This is a genomic window from Flagellimonas eckloniae (assembly GCF_001413955.1).
Classification (GTDB): Bacteria; Bacteroidota; Bacteroidia; order Flavobacteriales; family Flavobacteriaceae; genus Flagellimonas; species Flagellimonas eckloniae.
Genome location: NZ_LCTZ01000002.1, coordinates 555,621 through 571,553, shown reverse-complemented (window position 1 = coordinate 571,553; position 15,933 = coordinate 555,621). Strand labels below are relative to the sequence as shown.

The 15,933-nt window shown below is 37.3% G+C and carries 16 protein-coding genes; 5 read left to right on the top strand and 11 right to left on the bottom strand.

Going from position 1 to position 15,933, the window contains the following annotated elements; all coding sequences use genetic code 11:
* Positions 1 to 18 precede the first annotated feature (18 nt).
* Genes AAY42_RS02520 through AAY42_RS02500 form a run of 5 tightly spaced genes read left to right on the top strand, consistent with a single transcriptional unit; the run spans position 19 to position 4,957 of the window.
* Positions 19 to 1,380, top strand: coding sequence for an exonuclease domain-containing protein (locus AAY42_RS02520; protein ID WP_055392433.1), 1,362 nt, complete (start codon positions 19 to 21; stop codon positions 1,378 to 1,380).
* On the top strand, positions 1,377 to 2,216 hold the full coding sequence (locus AAY42_RS02515) for an ion transporter (RefSeq protein ID WP_055392432.1): 840 nt from the start codon (positions 1,377 to 1,379) through the stop codon (positions 2,214 to 2,216). The genes AAY42_RS02520 and AAY42_RS02515 overlap by 4 nt, the downstream gene beginning before the upstream one ends.
* Positions 2,213 to 3,139, top strand: a complete 927-nt coding sequence (miaA, locus tag AAY42_RS02510) for a tRNA (adenosine(37)-N6)-dimethylallyltransferase MiaA (protein ID WP_055392431.1) — start codon at positions 2,213 to 2,215, stop codon at positions 3,137 to 3,139. The genes AAY42_RS02515 and miaA overlap by 4 nt, the downstream gene beginning before the upstream one ends.
* The gene (locus AAY42_RS02505) at positions 3,129 to 3,620 is read left to right on the top strand and encodes a gluconokinase (protein WP_055392430.1); all 492 of its coding nucleotides are present in this window, start codon (positions 3,129 to 3,131) and stop codon (positions 3,618 to 3,620) included. Before miaA ends, AAY42_RS02505 begins: the two co-directional genes overlap by 11 nt.
* On the top strand, positions 3,620 to 4,957 hold the full coding sequence (locus AAY42_RS02500) for a GntP family permease (protein WP_055392429.1): 1,338 nt from the start codon (positions 3,620 to 3,622) through the stop codon (positions 4,955 to 4,957). Before AAY42_RS02505 ends, AAY42_RS02500 begins: the two co-directional genes overlap by 1 nt.
* 52 nt (positions 4,958 to 5,009) lie before the next feature.
* Here the strand turns inward: AAY42_RS02500 and AAY42_RS02495 are convergent, their stop codons facing one another.
* The 11 genes from AAY42_RS02495 to AAY42_RS02445 form a co-directional block, all read right to left on the bottom strand.
* The gene (locus AAY42_RS02495; protein ID WP_055392428.1) at positions 5,010 to 5,723 is read right to left on the bottom strand and encodes a response regulator transcription factor; all 714 of its coding nucleotides are present in this window, start codon (positions 5,721 to 5,723) and stop codon (positions 5,010 to 5,012) included.
* A gap of 6 nt (positions 5,724 to 5,729) precedes the next feature.
* Positions 5,730 to 7,310 (bottom strand): sensor histidine kinase, encoded by a 1,581-nt coding sequence (locus tag AAY42_RS02490; protein WP_055392427.1) that lies wholly within the window; start codon positions 7,308 to 7,310, stop codon positions 5,730 to 5,732.
* A gap of 77 nt (positions 7,311 to 7,387) precedes the next feature.
* Positions 7,388 to 7,975 carry a dephospho-CoA kinase gene (gene coaE / locus AAY42_RS02485; RefSeq protein WP_055392426.1) on the bottom strand — a complete coding sequence of 196 codons (588 nt, stop codon included), beginning with the start codon at positions 7,973 to 7,975 and terminating at the stop codon, positions 7,388 to 7,390.
* A complete protein-coding gene (locus AAY42_RS02480) occupies positions 7,972 to 8,904 on the bottom strand; it encodes a CdaR family protein (RefSeq protein WP_139063617.1) in 933 nt (310 codons plus the stop codon). Before AAY42_RS02480 ends, coaE begins: the two co-directional genes overlap by 4 nt.
* Positions 8,905 to 8,930: 26 nt before the next feature.
* Complete coding sequence (locus tag AAY42_RS02475) at positions 8,931 to 9,938, bottom strand: glycosyltransferase family 2 protein (protein ID WP_055392424.1); 1,008 nt, start codon at positions 9,936 to 9,938, stop codon at positions 8,931 to 8,933.
* A gap of 54 nt (positions 9,939 to 9,992) precedes the next feature.
* Positions 9,993 to 10,805: an enoyl-ACP reductase FabI gene (locus tag AAY42_RS02470; protein WP_055392423.1), complete on the bottom strand. Its 813-nt coding sequence runs from the start codon at positions 10,803 to 10,805 to the stop codon at positions 9,993 to 9,995.
* Between the two features lie 91 nt (positions 10,806 to 10,896).
* On the bottom strand, positions 10,897 to 12,549 hold the full coding sequence (gene recN, locus AAY42_RS02465) for a DNA repair protein RecN (RefSeq protein ID WP_055392422.1): 1,653 nt from the start codon (positions 12,547 to 12,549) through the stop codon (positions 10,897 to 10,899).
* Positions 12,550 to 12,595: 46 nt separating this feature from the next.
* The gene (gene porD / locus AAY42_RS02460) at positions 12,596 to 13,486 is read right to left on the bottom strand and encodes a type IX secretion system protein PorD (RefSeq protein ID WP_055392421.1); all 891 of its coding nucleotides are present in this window, start codon (positions 13,484 to 13,486) and stop codon (positions 12,596 to 12,598) included.
* Positions 13,479 to 14,684, bottom strand: a complete 1,206-nt coding sequence (gene coaBC, locus AAY42_RS02455; protein WP_055392420.1) for a bifunctional phosphopantothenoylcysteine decarboxylase/phosphopantothenate--cysteine ligase CoaBC — start codon at positions 14,682 to 14,684, stop codon at positions 13,479 to 13,481. The genes porD and coaBC overlap by 8 nt, the downstream gene beginning before the upstream one ends.
* A 2-nt stretch (positions 14,685 to 14,686) precedes the next feature.
* Positions 14,687 to 15,013 (bottom strand): DNA-directed RNA polymerase subunit omega, encoded by a 327-nt coding sequence (locus tag AAY42_RS02450; protein WP_055392419.1) that lies wholly within the window; start codon positions 15,011 to 15,013, stop codon positions 14,687 to 14,689.
* 9 nt (positions 15,014 to 15,022) lie between these two features.
* Positions 15,023 to 15,850, bottom strand: coding sequence for an outer membrane protein assembly factor BamD (locus tag AAY42_RS02445; RefSeq protein WP_055392418.1), 828 nt, complete (start codon positions 15,848 to 15,850; stop codon positions 15,023 to 15,025).
* Between the last annotated feature and the right edge of the window lie 83 nt (positions 15,851 to 15,933).

The following is a 15,933-nucleotide window of genomic DNA, read 5'->3' as shown; positions in this document are numbered from 1 at the left end:
TATTTTCAGACACTTTTCATGTACGCCATACTCGATATTGAAAGCACAGGGGGGAAATACAATGAAGAAGGCATCATGGAAATTGCAATCCACAGGTTTGACGGACATAAAGTGGTGGATACGTTTATTGGTTTGATAAATCCTGAAAGGGAAATTCAACCCTTTGTGGTAAAACTCACGGGAATCAATAACAAAATGCTACGGTCGGCACCTAAATTTCACGAAGTGGCAAAACGTATTGTAGAAATTACGGAAGATGCCATTATTGTAGCACATAATGCCCAGTTTGATTATAGAATACTTCGAACTGAATTTAGAAGACTGGGCTATGATTTTCAACGAAAAACCCTCTGTACGGTAGATTTGTCCAAAAAATTGCTTCCCGATGAAGAGTCCCACAGTTTAGGAAAGCTTGTTCGCTCATTGGGCATTCCCTTGAGTGACCGCCATAGGGCTAATGGAGATGCGTTGGCCACACTAAAACTTTTCAAATTATTGTTGGGCAAAGATTCCGAAAAGATCATCATTAAAGAAGTTATCCGTGAAGAATCCCAAGGAGAATTGTCTCCTACGCAGTTAGACATTGTTTCCGACCTTCCATCCGAAACAGGCGTTTACTACATGCATGACAAAGATGGTGAGATTATCTTTTTAGGTAAGACAAAAGACATAAAAAAAAGAGTGAACCAGCACTTTACCAATGTAAGTCAGCTTGCCAGAAAACTTCAAAAAGAAACCAAAAAAGTAACCTATGAGCAAACTGGCAATGAACTGGTAGCCATTTTAAAGGAATATCAAGAACTAAAGAAAATAAATCCCAAACACAATACCATTACCAAAAAAAAACTTTTTTCACACGTTATCAATTTTTCAAAAAATGGTGCGCCCCACATTTCGGTTGATATTGTAAAAAGTAGATTTCAGAAAGATCAAAGAATTGGATTCAATGGCGTTCCATCTGCAAAAAGTTTTCTAAACAAAATAAGCGAGGAATTTGAGCTTTGCCCAACATCATTGGGCTTGGATATCATTTGTTCTCATTCTGAGAATGGGTGTGCGGATAGCTGTATGACCATCGGGGATGCATTAGATTATAATCAAAAACTAAACTCCGCTTTTAGCAAATACAGTATTCTTGGGAAAAGTATCGCCCTTGTAGATGCAGGTCGAGAAGTTGGTGAACGCAGTTTTATCTTAATCAAAAATGGTGCTTTACAAGGTTTTGGTTATGTTGAGTTAAACCATCAAATAAATAATATTCATATATTGGAATCGATTTTGACGCCAATGTCAAGCGACGAAAACACTTCATTCATTATTGAGTCCTATTTAAGAAAAAATAAAAAATTCAAGGTTTTAGAATTAACACCTGCCCTTTGAAAGAACAAAAAATACATTCTGGATGGAAAAACACGCTGCATGAAATTATTTATGAAGCAGACACACCCTTAGGTAAATTCTTTGACATTGTCCTTTTTGTACTCATCATCCTAAGTGTAATCCTAGTAATGCTGGAAAGCGTCAAAGAAGTTGACCAGAATTTCCATAAAATTTTATTGACTTTGGAATGGGTGGTTACCATTTTCTTTACCCTTGAATATATAGCTAGACTTATAAGCATAAAGAAACCATGGAAATATGTTTTCAGCTTTTATGGAATTATTGATCTTGTTTCCACCATTCCCTTATACCTCTCTTACATTTTTGCCGGTTCACAGGTATTACTAGCGGTAAGGGCATTCAGACTACTGCGCATCTTTAGAATACTTAAGCTCGTTAAGTTTATGGGGGAGGCATCACAACTAAAGGCTGCCTTAAAAGCAAGCAGGGCCAAAATAGCTGTTTTTATCTATGTTGTTATGATTCTTTCAGTGATTATGGGAACAATTATGTATTTAATTGAAAGTAATGAAGCTGGGTTTACCAGTATTCCCAGAAGCATTTATTGGACCATTGTTACGCTAACCACTGTTGGCTATGGTGATATTGCACCACAAACCAACTTAGGGCAATTCTTAGCCACTATTATTATGGTTTTGGGTTACGGCATTATAGCAGTACCAACCGGTATTGTCACCGTCGAATTCTCACGGCATAAAAATGGAGACAAGACTAAAAGTGTTGTGCACACCAATACACAGGCATGTCCCAGTTGCGCTTCAGAAGGTCATCGTGATGATGCTTCCAACTGCTATAATTGTGGCGAACTCTTATGAAATCGAATACCTTAATTTCAGTAGTGGGTCCAACTGCTATTGGAAAGACCGCTTTGGGCATTTTGCTTGCCAAGTATTTTAAGACTGAAATTATTTCAGCTGACTCCCGACAATTTTTTAAGGAGATGAATATTGGTACTGCCGTACCTTCTCCTGATGAATTAAACACCGCTAAACATCATTTTATACAGCACAAAAGCGTTCTTGAACCCTATTCCGTTGGTGATTTTGAAAAGGATGCTGTTTCAATACTTGAAACGCTTTTTCAAGAAAATAATATTGCGGTTATGGTGGGCGGCAGTGGTCTTTATGTTGATGCAGTTGTTGGAGGATTGGATGAATTCCCCGAAGTAGACCCAAAACTGCGTGAAACCCTAACTAAAAGGCTTGAAACCGATGGATTACAGAGTTTGCAAAAAGAGTTGAAGGCACGCGACCCTAAATACTATGGTAATGTTGATATTGAAAATCCACACAGACTAATCCGAGCTTTGGAAGTTTGTATAACCTCTAATAAACCCTATTCCTCATTTTTAGGACAGAAAAAGAAAACGAGAAACTTTACTTCCTTTTACGTTGGTATACAAGCAGATAGAAAAGTTATTTATGACCGAATAAATCAACGAGTGGATCTTATGTTGAAGTCCGGTTTGCTGGAAGAAGCGCAAAAGCTTTACAAGCATAGACACCTCAATGCATTGCAAACAGTTGGTTACAAAGAACTTTTTGAATATATTGACGGGCATTTCACCTTGGATTTTGCCATTTCCGAAATTAAAAAAAATACACGACGCTTCGCCAAGAGACAATTGACATGGTTACGCAAAAACAAGGATATTTTTTGGGTTAATTTTGATGATGAGCAAGAAGTAATGCTCGAAAAAATAACTGACCAACTTAAAACCAACCTGCATGCCCAATAGTAAAAAGGTATTTATTCTAATGGGAGTTTCCGGAACTGGAAAATCCACAATTGGCAACTTGCTTTCCAACAAACTTGGCATTCCCTTTTTTGATGGGGATGATTTTCATCCTGAGGCAAATATCAAAAAAATGGCAGCCGGTAAACCATTAAATGATGATGACAGACAGGGATGGCTCATCAAGTTGAATGAATTGGCTAAAGAATACAAATTCAGAGGTGCAATAATTGCGTGCTCTGCCCTGAAAGAAAGTTACCGGGGAATATTACAAAATGAAATGGAGAATCAACTACAGTTCGTCCATTTGGAAGGTTCTTTTGAGCTTATAAAATCTAGATTGGAAAATAGAAAAGACCATTTTATGCCCTTGGAGCTACTCAAATCACAATTTGAAACACTTGAGCCTCCCGTAGATGCAATTACCGTATCCATATCCTTGACCCCTGACGACATTGTACATCATATTGTAAACCAAACGTAATGATAGAAATCAATTTATTGTTAGCCGTTTTAGCTGGTATAGCCATACTCCTGTTCCTAATTTTAAAATTACGGATCCATGCTTTTATTGCCTTACTTATGGGGAGTATTGCAGTTGGTTTAATTGCTGGACTGGATGCAAAGGAAATTATTAAAACCGTTCAAGATGGCATGGGCAGTACTTTGGGCTTTGTTGCCACTGTAGTAGGTCTTGGAGCAATGTTCGGGGCTATCTTGGAAACTTCGGGAGGGGCAAAAACCATTGCCGATTTTATGGTATCCAAATTTGGATTAAAAAAAGCTCCAGGAGCAATGGTAATTTCTGGTTTTTTAATAGCCATACCTGTTTTTTTTGATGTTGCCTTTATCATTTTGGTTCCAATGATCTATGCATTGCAACGAAAAACCGGAAAATCCCTTCTACTCTATGCTATACCATTACTAGCAGGTTTGGCCATTACTCATGCATTTATTCCTCCAACCCCTGGTCCTATTGCCGTAGCCGATATTATTGGAGCTGATTTGGGCTGGGTTATTTTGGTCGGTTTTCTTGCTGGTATTCCTACCGCATTGATTGCCGGACTTTTATTTGGCCGGTTTATAGCAAAGAAAATATTTGTGGAGGCTCCTAAACAGCTGGAAGACTCTGAACCCTCTTCCCTACCTCCCATTGGTCAAACCTTATTAATAATTGCCTTTCCAATTATTCTAATCCTACTCAACACTATTGTATCTACTGGAGCATTGGGAATAACCAACAAAACAGTATTGAACGGTATTGCATTGATAGGGCATCCTTTTTCTGCATTGTTAATCGCAAATATTTTGGCATGGTACTTCTTTGGAATCAAAAGAGGATTTACCAAACAGCAACTTTTTGATATTTCTACTAAATCATTGGCTCCGGCGGGAACCATTATTTTACTAACAGGTGCTGGTGGGGTTTTTAAACAAGTGCTTACAAATACAGGTGCGGGAGAACTGTTAGCCACATCTTTAAGCAATGCTGGTTTTCCTGTATTGGCATTTGCTTTTATAAGTGCTGCAATTGTTAGAGTGATTCAAGGTTCTTCTACGGTTGCCATGATTACCGCAGCAGGTTTAATATCACCATTGTTGCTAAACGCATCATTAAGTCCGATAGAGCTTGCCTGCATGGTTATTGCCATTGCATCCGGTGCAAGTATCTTTTCACATGTAAATGATAGTGGTTTTTGGCTAGTAGGTCAATATTTAGGTATTACAGAAAAGCAAACTTTTAAATCTTGGACGGTTATGACCACAATTCTTGCTTTTGTGGGCATCTTTACTGTATCCATCATCTACATTTTGGCATAAAAAAACCACCCAAAGGGTGGCTTTATTTATGTATTATTTCTTTTTGATAAACTTATTGATTTTCAGCCTTAACAACCAATCTAAATCCTTCTCCATGAATATTTAGGATTTCCACAACATCATCCCTTTTAAGGTATTTTCTTAATTTGGCAATGTAAACATCCATACTTCTTGAAGTGAAATAGTTATCATCTCTCCATATTTTGGTCAACGCTAATTCCCTGGGCATTAAATCATTTTCATGAAGCGCGAGAAGTCTCAACAACTCATTTTCCTTGGGAGAAAGTTTAACCGCTTCCTCATCCATATATTTTAGGAAGCGTAGTTTTGAATTCAGATGGAAATTTCCGATTTCAAATTCAAATTGCTTGCTGTCTGCTAGGGTGCTAGATGCCTTTCTTTGAAGTATTGCTTTAAGTTTCATCAATAATACTTCAGAATCAAAAGGCTTGTTCAAATAATCATCTGCTCCGGCCTTATACCCCTTAAGCACATCTTCTTTCATGGTTTTGGCAGTAAGAAAAATAATTGGGACATTTTCATTCTTTTCCCGTATTTCCCTTGCCAAGGTAAACCCATCTTTATAAGGCATCATTACGTCCAGAATGCAAACATCATAGTTATCTTTTTTGAACTTCTCAAAACCTTCCATTCCGTTCTTTGCCAGAACAACGTCAAAGTCGTTCATGGACAAATAATCCTTTAACACGATACCAAAGTTTGGATCGTCCTCAACTAAAAGTATTTTCTTTTTTTCTATTTCCATGATTTTTTAAATTAAAGGTAGTTTTATGTAGAAAGTACTTCCTTTTCCCTTTTCACTTTCCGCATAGACCTCTCCTTGATGATCTTCTATTATTCGTTTTACATAGGCCAACCCTAATCCATGACCCTTTACATTGTGAATGTCTCCGGTATGTTCCCGGTAAAATTTCTCAAAAACTCTTTTAAGGACCGCCTTGCTCATTCCAGCTCCCTGATCCTTCACTTTAACTATGATACTGTTTTTAACCACTTCGGTAAAAACATCTATTTTAGGGGATTCCGTTGAATACTTTACCGCATTGTCCAAAATGTTGACGATTACATTGGTAAAATGGACATCATTCGCCAGTATCTCCGACCTTTCAGCATCGCAATGCGAATTAATATAGCCTCCTCTATCAGCCACAATCAACTCAATATGTGCAATAGCGTCTACTATTATGTCATGAACATCTACCCTATCCTTACGTATGTCCAACTGATTTTTTTCCAATTTGGATATTCTTAGCACATTTTCTACCTGGGCATGCATACGTTTATTCTCATCCTTGATCATTCCCAAATAACGCAACACTTTTTCCTTGTCTTCAATTGATTTTGGATTTCTGATTGCTTCAACGGCCAGATTTATTGTCGCTATTGGAGTCTTGAACTCATGAGTCATATTATTTATGAAATCCGTCTTTATCTCAGATATTTGTTTTTGCTTGATTAATTGATAGATAGCACTGGAATAAGCCACCATAATCACAAGCGTAAAAATCAGGGATAATAAGGCCATACTCATTATCGATTGAAAAAGAAATTTCTTCATGGTTGGAAATGTGAGCAATAGCGAAAAACTCGAATTCCCCTCAGCATCTTTAAAAATCGGTGCCTTGTACATTTTGGATTCAGAAAACTTGAACTTTTTGGATTTGATTTTGGTAGGATAGCCTTGGCTGTACACCCCATACTCATAATCGATATCTATGTTTCTATTTCCCAATTCTTGACTAAGCATCAGCTCCAATTCCTTTTTGGATACCCTTTTGTGTATTGGACTGCTTTTGGCATACTCCATAAAAACGTCTTCCCAAGCTGCCTTATCAATACTAGACAGACCTCCTATCTTTTCAGCTTTTTGAATTGGGGTCAAACTATAACTTTTACCGTCCAGCCCAAATTCTTCCTTGAAAACGGTCTTGGTCCGCTTACTGGTCAAATTTTTAAATATTGTGGTGTCTTCACCCCCTAAATTATCAAAGAACGTTGATGTTATATTATAATCTTCTTCAAGAATTCCATGTGAATAGAACAGAATTTCATCAGAATTCAAATCCCTATCGACAAACATAAAATTTCTGAACTGGGTAGTTTTGGGTTCCCCAATACTATCAACCAGTGAAGCCAATCGGTCTGAATAATCTTTCATCTCCCTCTTCTCTACCCTGCTTGCAACTTTATCCAGTATGTCGGTGACCGTTCTTGAGAATTGCTCCTCTTTGTCATTTACAGATGTTCTTATCCAATACACTTGGACAAAAATTATCCCTATAAGGGATAAGCTCATGAGAATGACGAGAAGAACGAATAGCTTCTTGTTCATCGGGGTAAAATTAGAAATTTAACATTTAGGCCTTTTACCGTTTAACCTAACCTTAACAAAAATGTTAAAATTGTTGGTCAATCTGAAAGGATAACAAGTGTTTTGTGCAGTTTTGCAACCTCTTTTTGGGTTGTTTCTAAATCAATATTGTCAATATGAAAATCTGCAAGTACCAACTTTTCATCATCTCCCATCTGGTTTTTAATACGGTCCAAAACTTCTTTTTCAGAAACTCCGTCCCTTCTCATAACCCTACCCAACCTTAAATTGATAGGTGCGGTAATTAAAATTACATAATCATATTGATCTTGGGATGCTTTTTCAAAAATAAGGGCAGTTTCCTGAATTACGTAGGGCGATTGCTGTATTTTCGCCCATTCTTTAAAATCTTCTTTTACTGCGGGATGTACAATTTCATTTAATTCCTGCAACATTGTGGGATTTTCAAAAACCTTGCTCGCAATAAAACTTCTGTTCAGGGCTTCGCCTTCATATGCCTTTTCGCCAAGTAAAGAAATTATTGCTTTTTTTAGTTGGGACGATTCGGTCATCAAGCGCTTTGCTTCTGAATCTGAATCATATATTGGAACTCTCAAATCCTTGAACATTCCTGCCACGGTGCTCTTTCCCGTTCCAATTCCACCTGTCAACCCTACAATCTTCATTCCTGTTCTAAAACAAAATTAATTTTATTTTCAAGCAATCGTACTCCATGAACTTTTTCAGGTTTCTTTGTGACTTCTAAAAACAACTCATTACCGTTTGAGCCATTCAGCTGTTTATAATCAGCTACAATTTCAAAATCTTTTGACGTAATTGTTTTCAATTGGTCTATTGTTGCTTTACAAAGAACCGTAATGGAATTAGGAAATGTATTGACCTTATAACCTTCGGGAAAATTTAAAACTTGAATTGGAATATCGAAAACCTTCTCAGAGAATTTGTCCACTTTCCCAGAAACATTGGTTCTGTTGGTGGCAAAAATGCTATTATTAAGGCTTTTTGGGAAAACTAGGAGTACATTCTCCGAAAAATCAGAAGAAAGATCGGTCATTTCAACTTTTGATGTGTAAATGGCGGTAAGAGTATCAATTTCTGCTTTAGGCCCCTTAACCAGAATCTTATCGGGACTAAGTTTCAGGTCTCCATTAAGTATGTAATTCTGTTTAAACTGTAAATCAATATCCGCCTTAATTGGCACTTCTTTAGACGCTACTTGATAAAGATTCACTTCAAGTTGGTCTCTATCCAAATCAATTAACGAAATGCTCTGGGAAAGCTGTCTTTCCATTTGTTTTTTCACTGCATCCTCTGTCAATATATAATTTCCATTCCGATACTCAACTTGGGATAAATCTACATCAACCCGCTTATTGGAAAAATTATAGTAGAGAAATTGAAATCCACTTGTTCTAATTTTTGCTTCTATGGAATTGACAGCATCGTTACCCAGTAACAAGGTATCCGGCAGGTTCTTATAATTTAAATTGAAATTGGCTCGGGATTCATAAGGTTCCGATAGATTGCTCAGGAACCAAGCAAGGAATGAGCATATCAAAAAAAGTGAAAATACCTTCACTTTTCTTTTATTCAAACCACCTATCAACTTTTTGAGCACTTCTACTTTCTTTTAAAAAATAATTTAGGGAACAGCTTTTCTGGTTCTTTGCTATTAAAGTTAAGCAAGATTGTGGATTTTAGAAAACCTATCCCATATCCAGTAAACTGCATTAATGCGGCAAAAATTGTCATAAAAGCCACTTTTATGTTTTTAGTTTTAATCAGGGAATCCAAAAACAACAGTATTGGATAAGCCCCAATGATTGCCAAGGGAAGACTAATTCCGATTACTGCTAAAAATATGAATGCAACCAATCCAATCATGAACAGGCTTGGGAACCAATAGGTCAACTTTGCGGTTCCTGGATGCCATTTATTCAGAATAGGTCTGACCATTCCAAATTTATTGACTTGAGTATAGAATTTTTTCCAGTCTATTCGTCTTTTATGATATACAAAGGCTTTTGAGAACAATCTGGTTGTATAGCCCGCTTTCCATATTCTAAAGGTTAGGTCAGGATCTTCACCGGGATGTATTTGTCCAAATCCACCTACTTTTTCAAATACTTCTTTGGAAATCCCCATATTGAAGCTTCGCGGTTGAAACTTACCGACAGAATTACTGCCACCTCGTATGCCCCCGGTAGTCAAAAAGGAGGTCATTACATAGTTTATTGCTTTCTGGACCGAAGTGAACGACTCATGTGCCGCATCAGGACCGCCAAAGCAGTGTACAAACTCTTCTTGTAGTTCATTGTTCACTTTAGTAAGATATTGTTGAGGCAATATGCAATCAGAATCCAATATGATAAAATAGTTTCCATTGGCTTTTTGCATTCCATAGTTTCTGGAATCTCCAGGACCTGAATTTTCTTTAAAGTAATACGAGATTTGTAGACTCTGTTGAAATCTTTTAACCGCTTCTTCAGAGCTTTCCGAAGAACCATCTTCAACAATCACAATCTCATAACTTTCCTTAAAATCTTGATGCAACAGGCTTTCCAACAGTTCCTGAATTTCTTCGGGCCTATTAAAAACTGGAACGATTATGGAAAAAAATAAGTTCATCCAAAAACAGAAAAGCCACCCAAAAAGGATGGCTCTTATAATTAGTCACACTTCTTACTTTGTGAATTCATCTATTACTTCTTGACTTACCCCCGTGTTGGAAAATCCACCATCATGGAATAGGTTCTGCATGGTAACTTTTTTTGTCAAATCTGAAAAAAGACTGACCGTATAATCTGCACAATCGGCGGCAGATGCATTTCCAAGAGGAGACATTTTTTCAGCATAGCTGATAAATCCATCGAATCCTTTTACCCCTTGTCCAGCAGTGGTTGGCGTTGGAGATTGGGAAATAGTGTTTACCCGAACCTTCTTTTCTTTTCCAAAGAAATATCCAAAACTCCTGGCCACAGATTCCAAATAGGCTTTGTTGTCGGCCATATCATTGTAATCTGGAAACGTGCGCTGCGCTGCCATGTAGGTCAGGGCAACTATACTACCCCACTCGTTCATGGCATCAGATTTATATAGTGATTGCATTACTTTATGGAACGAAAGTGCGGAAACATCCCACCCTTTTGCCGTAAAGTCATATTTTTCATCGGTATACGCCCTTCCTTTTCTAACATTAACGGACATTCCAATGGAGTGTAACACAAAGTCCAACTTTCCACCTAAAATTTCCATGGACTGGGTCACCAAATTCTGCAAATCTTCTTCATTGGTAGCATCCGCGGGAATGATTTCTGAATTTGTCTTTGCGGCCAACTCTTTAATCTGTCCCATTCGCATTGCAATGGGTGCATTCGTCAACACAAAAGTTCCGCCTTCCTCATGAATGCGCTCTGCCGTTTTCCATGCAATGGAATTCTCATCCAAAGCCCCAAAAATGATTCCTTTTTTACCTTTTAAAAGATTATAAGCCATAGTATTTATCTAATGTTGGTTTGCGACAAAGATATTTAATCTTATCGATTTTTTCTGTTTTGATATTATTCAACAAAGTAACGCGCATACCCTACTGCAAAAGTTGTCTTGCATGGGCCAAGGCCGATTCTGATATAGATTTTCCCCCCAGCATTTCCGCCAACTCATTTACGCGTTCTTCAGGATTAAGTTTTTTCATTTGGGTACTTGTTCCATCTGCAATTTCTTCTTTAAAAACTTTGAATTGCTGCGCTCCCTTGGAAGCTACCTGGGGTAAATGGGTAATGGAAAAAACCTGCATGGTCTTACTCATCTGCTGCATAATTTCTCCCATTCGATTTGAAATTTCTCCTGAAACCCCTGTGTCGATTTCATCGAACATCATAGTGGGCAATTGCTCGTATTTGGCCAAAATGGATTTTATCGTCAACATAATCCGCGATAATTCTCCTCCTGATGCTACTTTTTTTAGCTCACCATAATCCGAACCTTTGTTTGCGGAGAATAAAAAAACCAAATCATCTTTTCCATTTGGTTTGAATGAAGCCGAAGGATTCACTTCAATTTTAAAAGTAGCCGAGGGCATTCCCAAAGAATACAGACTTTCTTGAAGCGTACTCTTCAACTTTGGAATTACAGTATTTCTTGCTTTCCTTATTTTGATTGCCTCTTCCTCAACTTGCTTTGTGATTTGCGAAACTTCGACTTCCTTATCTTTTATTTTCGACTCAATATTTTCAACAGCATCCACTTTGTCGGACAATCCATTTCTAATTTCAATAAGTTCCTCAACCGAATTTACTTGATGCTTTTTCTGTAAATCATACAATTGCTGTAACTGTGCGTTTACAGTCTCCAATCTCAAGGGATTGGCCTCAACACCATCCTTTACATGCTCAAGTTCAGAAGCTATATCATCCATTTCTATAAAAATGGACTGCACCCGCTCATTTAGTGCGGAATACGTATTCCCAAAATCAGCTAAGTTTTGAAACGCCCGCTTTAAATCCGTCAACTTCCCCAATATCCCAATCTGCTCGTCATTTAGCAATTGATTCCCTCGGGATAATTGCTCCATAATCTGTTCCACATTGTTCAATTGCTCAAATTCAGCTTCAAGTTCTGCTTGAGCACCAATTTTTAATTGTGCCGACTCAAGTTCTTTCAGTAAAAAGCTGTTATAATCATGTTCTTTGTTTGAATTGGATTGAAAATCCATCAGTTCTTGCAGCTCCTTTGATGCCTTCTTATACCTTTCTAAAAACCTTTTATACGCATCAAGGTTTTCATTATTTTCCGCTAACGCATCTACAACTTTTAATTGAAAATCATTTTCTGTCAATCGTAAAGTTTGATGTTGGGAATGTACATCGACCAAACGTTCGCCCAAATTCCTCAGTACTTCAAGTACTACCGGGGAATCGTTTACAAATGCCCTTGATTTTCCGCTTGGGAGAATTTCCCTTCTCAAAATGGTTACCGCTTCATAATCCAGATCATTTACATCAAAAAAAGGTTTCAGTTCGTATTTAGAAATTTCAAACTCTGCTTCAATAATGCATTTTTGGGCTTTGTTTTTGAGTGAAGACAAATCGGCACGTTTCCCCAAAACCAAAGAAAGTCCACCCAACAAAATAGACTTACCTGCTCCGGTCTCACCAGTAATAGTAGTAAATCCACTAGAAAACGACACATTAAGATCGTCTATTAAGGCGTAATTTTGAATTGAAAGATTATTAAGCAACGTAGAAGATTTTCTCGGTAAAGATAAATGTCTTTAGAGAAACTGACTAGTATTTTATTTGGTTCCAGGTATTGGAGTAAAATGGCGCAACCCTATTCAAGGTTTCTTTGAGCTTTACGATATCTACCTTAGGGCCATCAGAAAAAATGTTTTTTATCTCTTCCGATTTTGAATCAAAAAATGTCTGAATCAAAAAGGCGTTGGGCCTACGCTTGATCAGGGTTTCAAAGAGACGCATGCTTCCTGCAATAATTTGCTTTCCCGTACTATTGTTATCGCCTAAAATATCCAACCCTTTTCTATGGTAGTTGTACATGGCAATACGGTACTCCCTAAAAGAATTGCTCAACAAATTATCCACTAATTCAAAGCGTGAACGACTTCCTGTTTCTTGTTTCCAGCCTGCAGCATTGGAGCCTTGGGCCTGCGTAACAATATTCTGAGCCTTTCTAAACATTTCATCACCACCTTCTAAAGAAAAAGTATCTGCATCCAAACCTAAAATGATATAAACGTAATAGGATACAACTGCAATTAAATTGGACTCAAAAACATTCTCGTTATATACCAAAGGTTGAAATTCTTGGTATTGAAAGTTGAAAGAATCGTCTTTATAATTAAAAACTGGGCTTTCGTATGAGCTATTAAAAACTGGTCTTGAAGATTGAATCTGAATGTTGGCATCAAAACGATCCGATTCATATTGGGTAACGGTTATGAACAATCTTGCATTTACCCGTTCATTTTCATTGTAAACCCTATTGGTCCATTTATTTTTATTCACAAAATCACTGAGTGATCGTTCCAGAGTCCTAAAAATCTGTTGGTTTGTTTGACTAACTTGATCTGAATTGACAGTGACCGTACAATTCAATTCCTGGGCACACATTAACTGTGAAGTTGAAAGAAAAAAAGCGAACAGTACAATTCTAAACATGAATTCTGGAGATGATTTCTTTCCAAATGTCCGAAGCAACATCTGGCTTTGTCTTCAATTCAAACGTTTTTATATCCAAATTCTTATCAATGAAGGTTATTTTATTGGTATTTCCACCAAAACCGGCCCCATCATCCTTTAGGGAGTTTAGCACTATGGCATCCAGGTTTTTCCGCTTTAATTTTCCCTTGGCATTTTCAAGTTCATTTTCGGTTTCCAAAGCAAATCCTACCAAAAATTGATGCTTTTTTTCCTTCCCTAACGAAAAAAGAATGTCGGGGTTTCGTTCCAGCTCAATCTGTAAATCATCATCTTTCTTTTTCAGTTTTTCCTCAGCGACATGTTTTGGGCGATAATCCGCAACAGCCGCAGCACAAACAGCTACATCTACACTTTCATAATGTTCATGCGAAGCATCAAACATTTCTTGTGCAGTTGTTACCCGTACTAGATTAATGCCGCTATGTTCTACATTTAGGTTTGTAGGGCCTGAAACCAAAACGACTTCAGCTCCCAAATTGGCGGCCTGCTTGGCCAATTCAAAGCCCATTGTTCCAGAAGAACGATTCCCCAAAAACCGAACGGGATCAATAGCCTCATGGGTTGGTCCCGCCGTAATCAATACTTTTTTCCCGTTTAGCACAAGTCCATTAGCGATATGTTCCTGAACAAACCCTACAATTGTTTCGGGTTCAGCCATACGTCCCTCTCCATGTAATCCACTGGCTAATTCTCCAGATTCAGCTGGAATCATGATATTGTTAAATGATTCCAATTTTTCAAAAGAAGCGTTGGTTGAAGGATGTTTGTACATGTCTAAATCCATTGCCGGTGCATAAAAAACGGGGCATTTGGCTGATAAGTACGTTGCCATTAGGAGGTTGTCACAAGTGCCGTGAGCCATTTTGGACAGTGTATTCGCAGTTGCCGGTGCAACAATCATATAATCGGCCCAAAGCCCCAATTCTACATGATTGTTCCAAGAAATGCTTCCATCTTCCTTATCAATAAAATCTGTCAATACAGGATTTTTAGATAATGTGGACAATGTAAGGGGAGAAACAAAAGAGCTAGCACTTTGGGTCATTACAATTTTGACCTCGGCACCAGCTTTTATCAATAGCCTAACAAGAAATGTTGTTTTGTATGCGGCGATTCCTCCGGTAATGCCCAAAAGGATGTGTTTACCGCTAAGCATTATTAGGCGTCTTTCTCAGTATTCCTGTAGTATATTTTATCTTCCAACCACTCCATAACTGCCAATGCATGGGGCTTTGGCAATTTTTCATAAAATTTGGAAACTTCAATCTGTTCTTTGTTTTCAAAGACCTCTTCCAAACTATCACTATAGGTTGCAAATTCTTCCAGTTTTTCCAATAATTCCTTTTTTATTTCAGAATTGATTTGGATTGCACGCTTAGAGGCAATGGAAATTGCTTCGTAAATGTTGTCTGTTTTTTCATCAAATTCGTTTCTATCATGAGTTACGGTAGAAACTGGGGCCTTTGTATTTTTTAAATCTTGCATGTGTTGTGCTTATTTTGAAATGGAATATATGCTCAATTCTTTTTGAATTCTATCAGAAAGCTCATCTGCTTTCTTTTTGAATTTTGATTCTGGAAAATAACGCATCAAGTTATTGTACGAATTCAATGCTTCTTCCAAACGTTCTTTCTTTTTATTTTCATAGCTGTTCATAGCTAAGTTTGTGGTTGCTTCAATACGATAATAAAGAGCCTCTTCTCTGTAGATTGAACCTGGATTGTCTGAAATAAAATTATCCAATGCTTTTATGGCCGATACCAAAATTGGGTAGTTAAACTCTCCTAATTTATTGAATTGTTTGGCAACCTCGATTTGTTTCTTTTCTTTTTTTGAAGTCAGCTCTTTCGCCATCATATTTGCTTCTTCAAAATATTCTGATTCTGGATAGGTGTTGATAAACAGCTGCAGTCTTGCCAACGCCTTGTCCGTATCCGTTTGATCCAACGAGTATGCAGGTGAAAGCTCGTAGTAACTCTTTGCACCTAAAAAAGAGGCTTCTTGAATCTTATCACTTTTTGGATATGATTTTATGAATCGTTCAAACTGATAACCAGAAAGATAATAGTCCTTTGTTTTAAAATAGGTATCAGCAAAAAAGAACATAACACGTTCACCCTGTGGCTTACCCACATATTTAGGGGCAATTTGTTCGTATAATCTTTTTGCTCGTTTATAATCCCCTTCATCATAATATTTTTGAGCTAAATCATATTTAGCCTTTACATCCTCATTCTTGAGCACTTTTTGGTACTCATTACATGATGAAATAAAAATAGCTACAAAGAGTATTGGGAGAATAGACCTCATTTTCAAAAACATTTTGCAAAATTAGTGATAATCAATGGATTTAAAAAAAATAGATTTATCAATCAAAAGTAAGTGTAGCAAGAAGTATTCGCTAC

What these genes read in the sequence shown, in the direction of transcription:
- porD (WP_055392421.1), bottom strand. Translation starts at nt 13,486, where the DNA reads ATGTTTAGAATTGTACTGTTCGCTTTTTTTCTTTCAACTTCACAGTTA.
- coaE (WP_055392426.1), bottom strand. Translation starts at nt 7,975, where the DNA reads ATGAAGATTGTAGGGTTGACAGGTGGAATTGGAACGGGAAAGAGCACC.
- AAY42_RS02445 (WP_055392418.1), bottom strand. Translation starts at nt 15,850, where the DNA reads ATGTTTTTGAAAATGAGGTCTATTCTCCCAATACTCTTTGTAGCTATT.
- AAY42_RS02505 (WP_055392430.1), top strand. Translation starts at nt 3,129, where the DNA reads ATGCCCAATAGTAAAAAGGTATTTATTCTAATGGGAGTTTCCGGAACT.
- AAY42_RS02490 (WP_055392427.1), bottom strand. Translation starts at nt 7,310, where the DNA reads ATGAACAAGAAGCTATTCGTTCTTCTCGTCATTCTCATGAGCTTATCC.
- AAY42_RS02475 (WP_055392424.1), bottom strand. Translation starts at nt 9,938, where the DNA reads ATGAACTTATTTTTTTCCATAATCGTTCCAGTTTTTAATAGGCCCGAA.
- AAY42_RS02520 (WP_055392433.1), top strand. Translation starts at nt 19, where the DNA reads ATGTACGCCATACTCGATATTGAAAGCACAGGGGGGAAATACAATGAA.
- miaA (WP_055392431.1), top strand. Translation starts at nt 2,213, where the DNA reads ATGAAATCGAATACCTTAATTTCAGTAGTGGGTCCAACTGCTATTGGA.
- coaBC (WP_055392420.1), bottom strand. Translation starts at nt 14,684, where the DNA reads ATGCTTAGCGGTAAACACATCCTTTTGGGCATTACCGGAGGAATCGCC.
- AAY42_RS02450 (WP_055392419.1), bottom strand. Translation starts at nt 15,013, where the DNA reads ATGCAAGATTTAAAAAATACAAAGGCCCCAGTTTCTACCGTAACTCAT.
- AAY42_RS02495 (WP_055392428.1), bottom strand. Translation starts at nt 5,723, where the DNA reads ATGGAAATAGAAAAAAAGAAAATACTTTTAGTTGAGGACGATCCAAAC.
- AAY42_RS02470 (WP_055392423.1), bottom strand. Translation starts at nt 10,805, where the DNA reads ATGGCTTATAATCTTTTAAAAGGTAAAAAAGGAATCATTTTTGGGGCT.
- AAY42_RS02500 (WP_055392429.1), top strand. Translation starts at nt 3,620, where the DNA reads ATGATAGAAATCAATTTATTGTTAGCCGTTTTAGCTGGTATAGCCATA.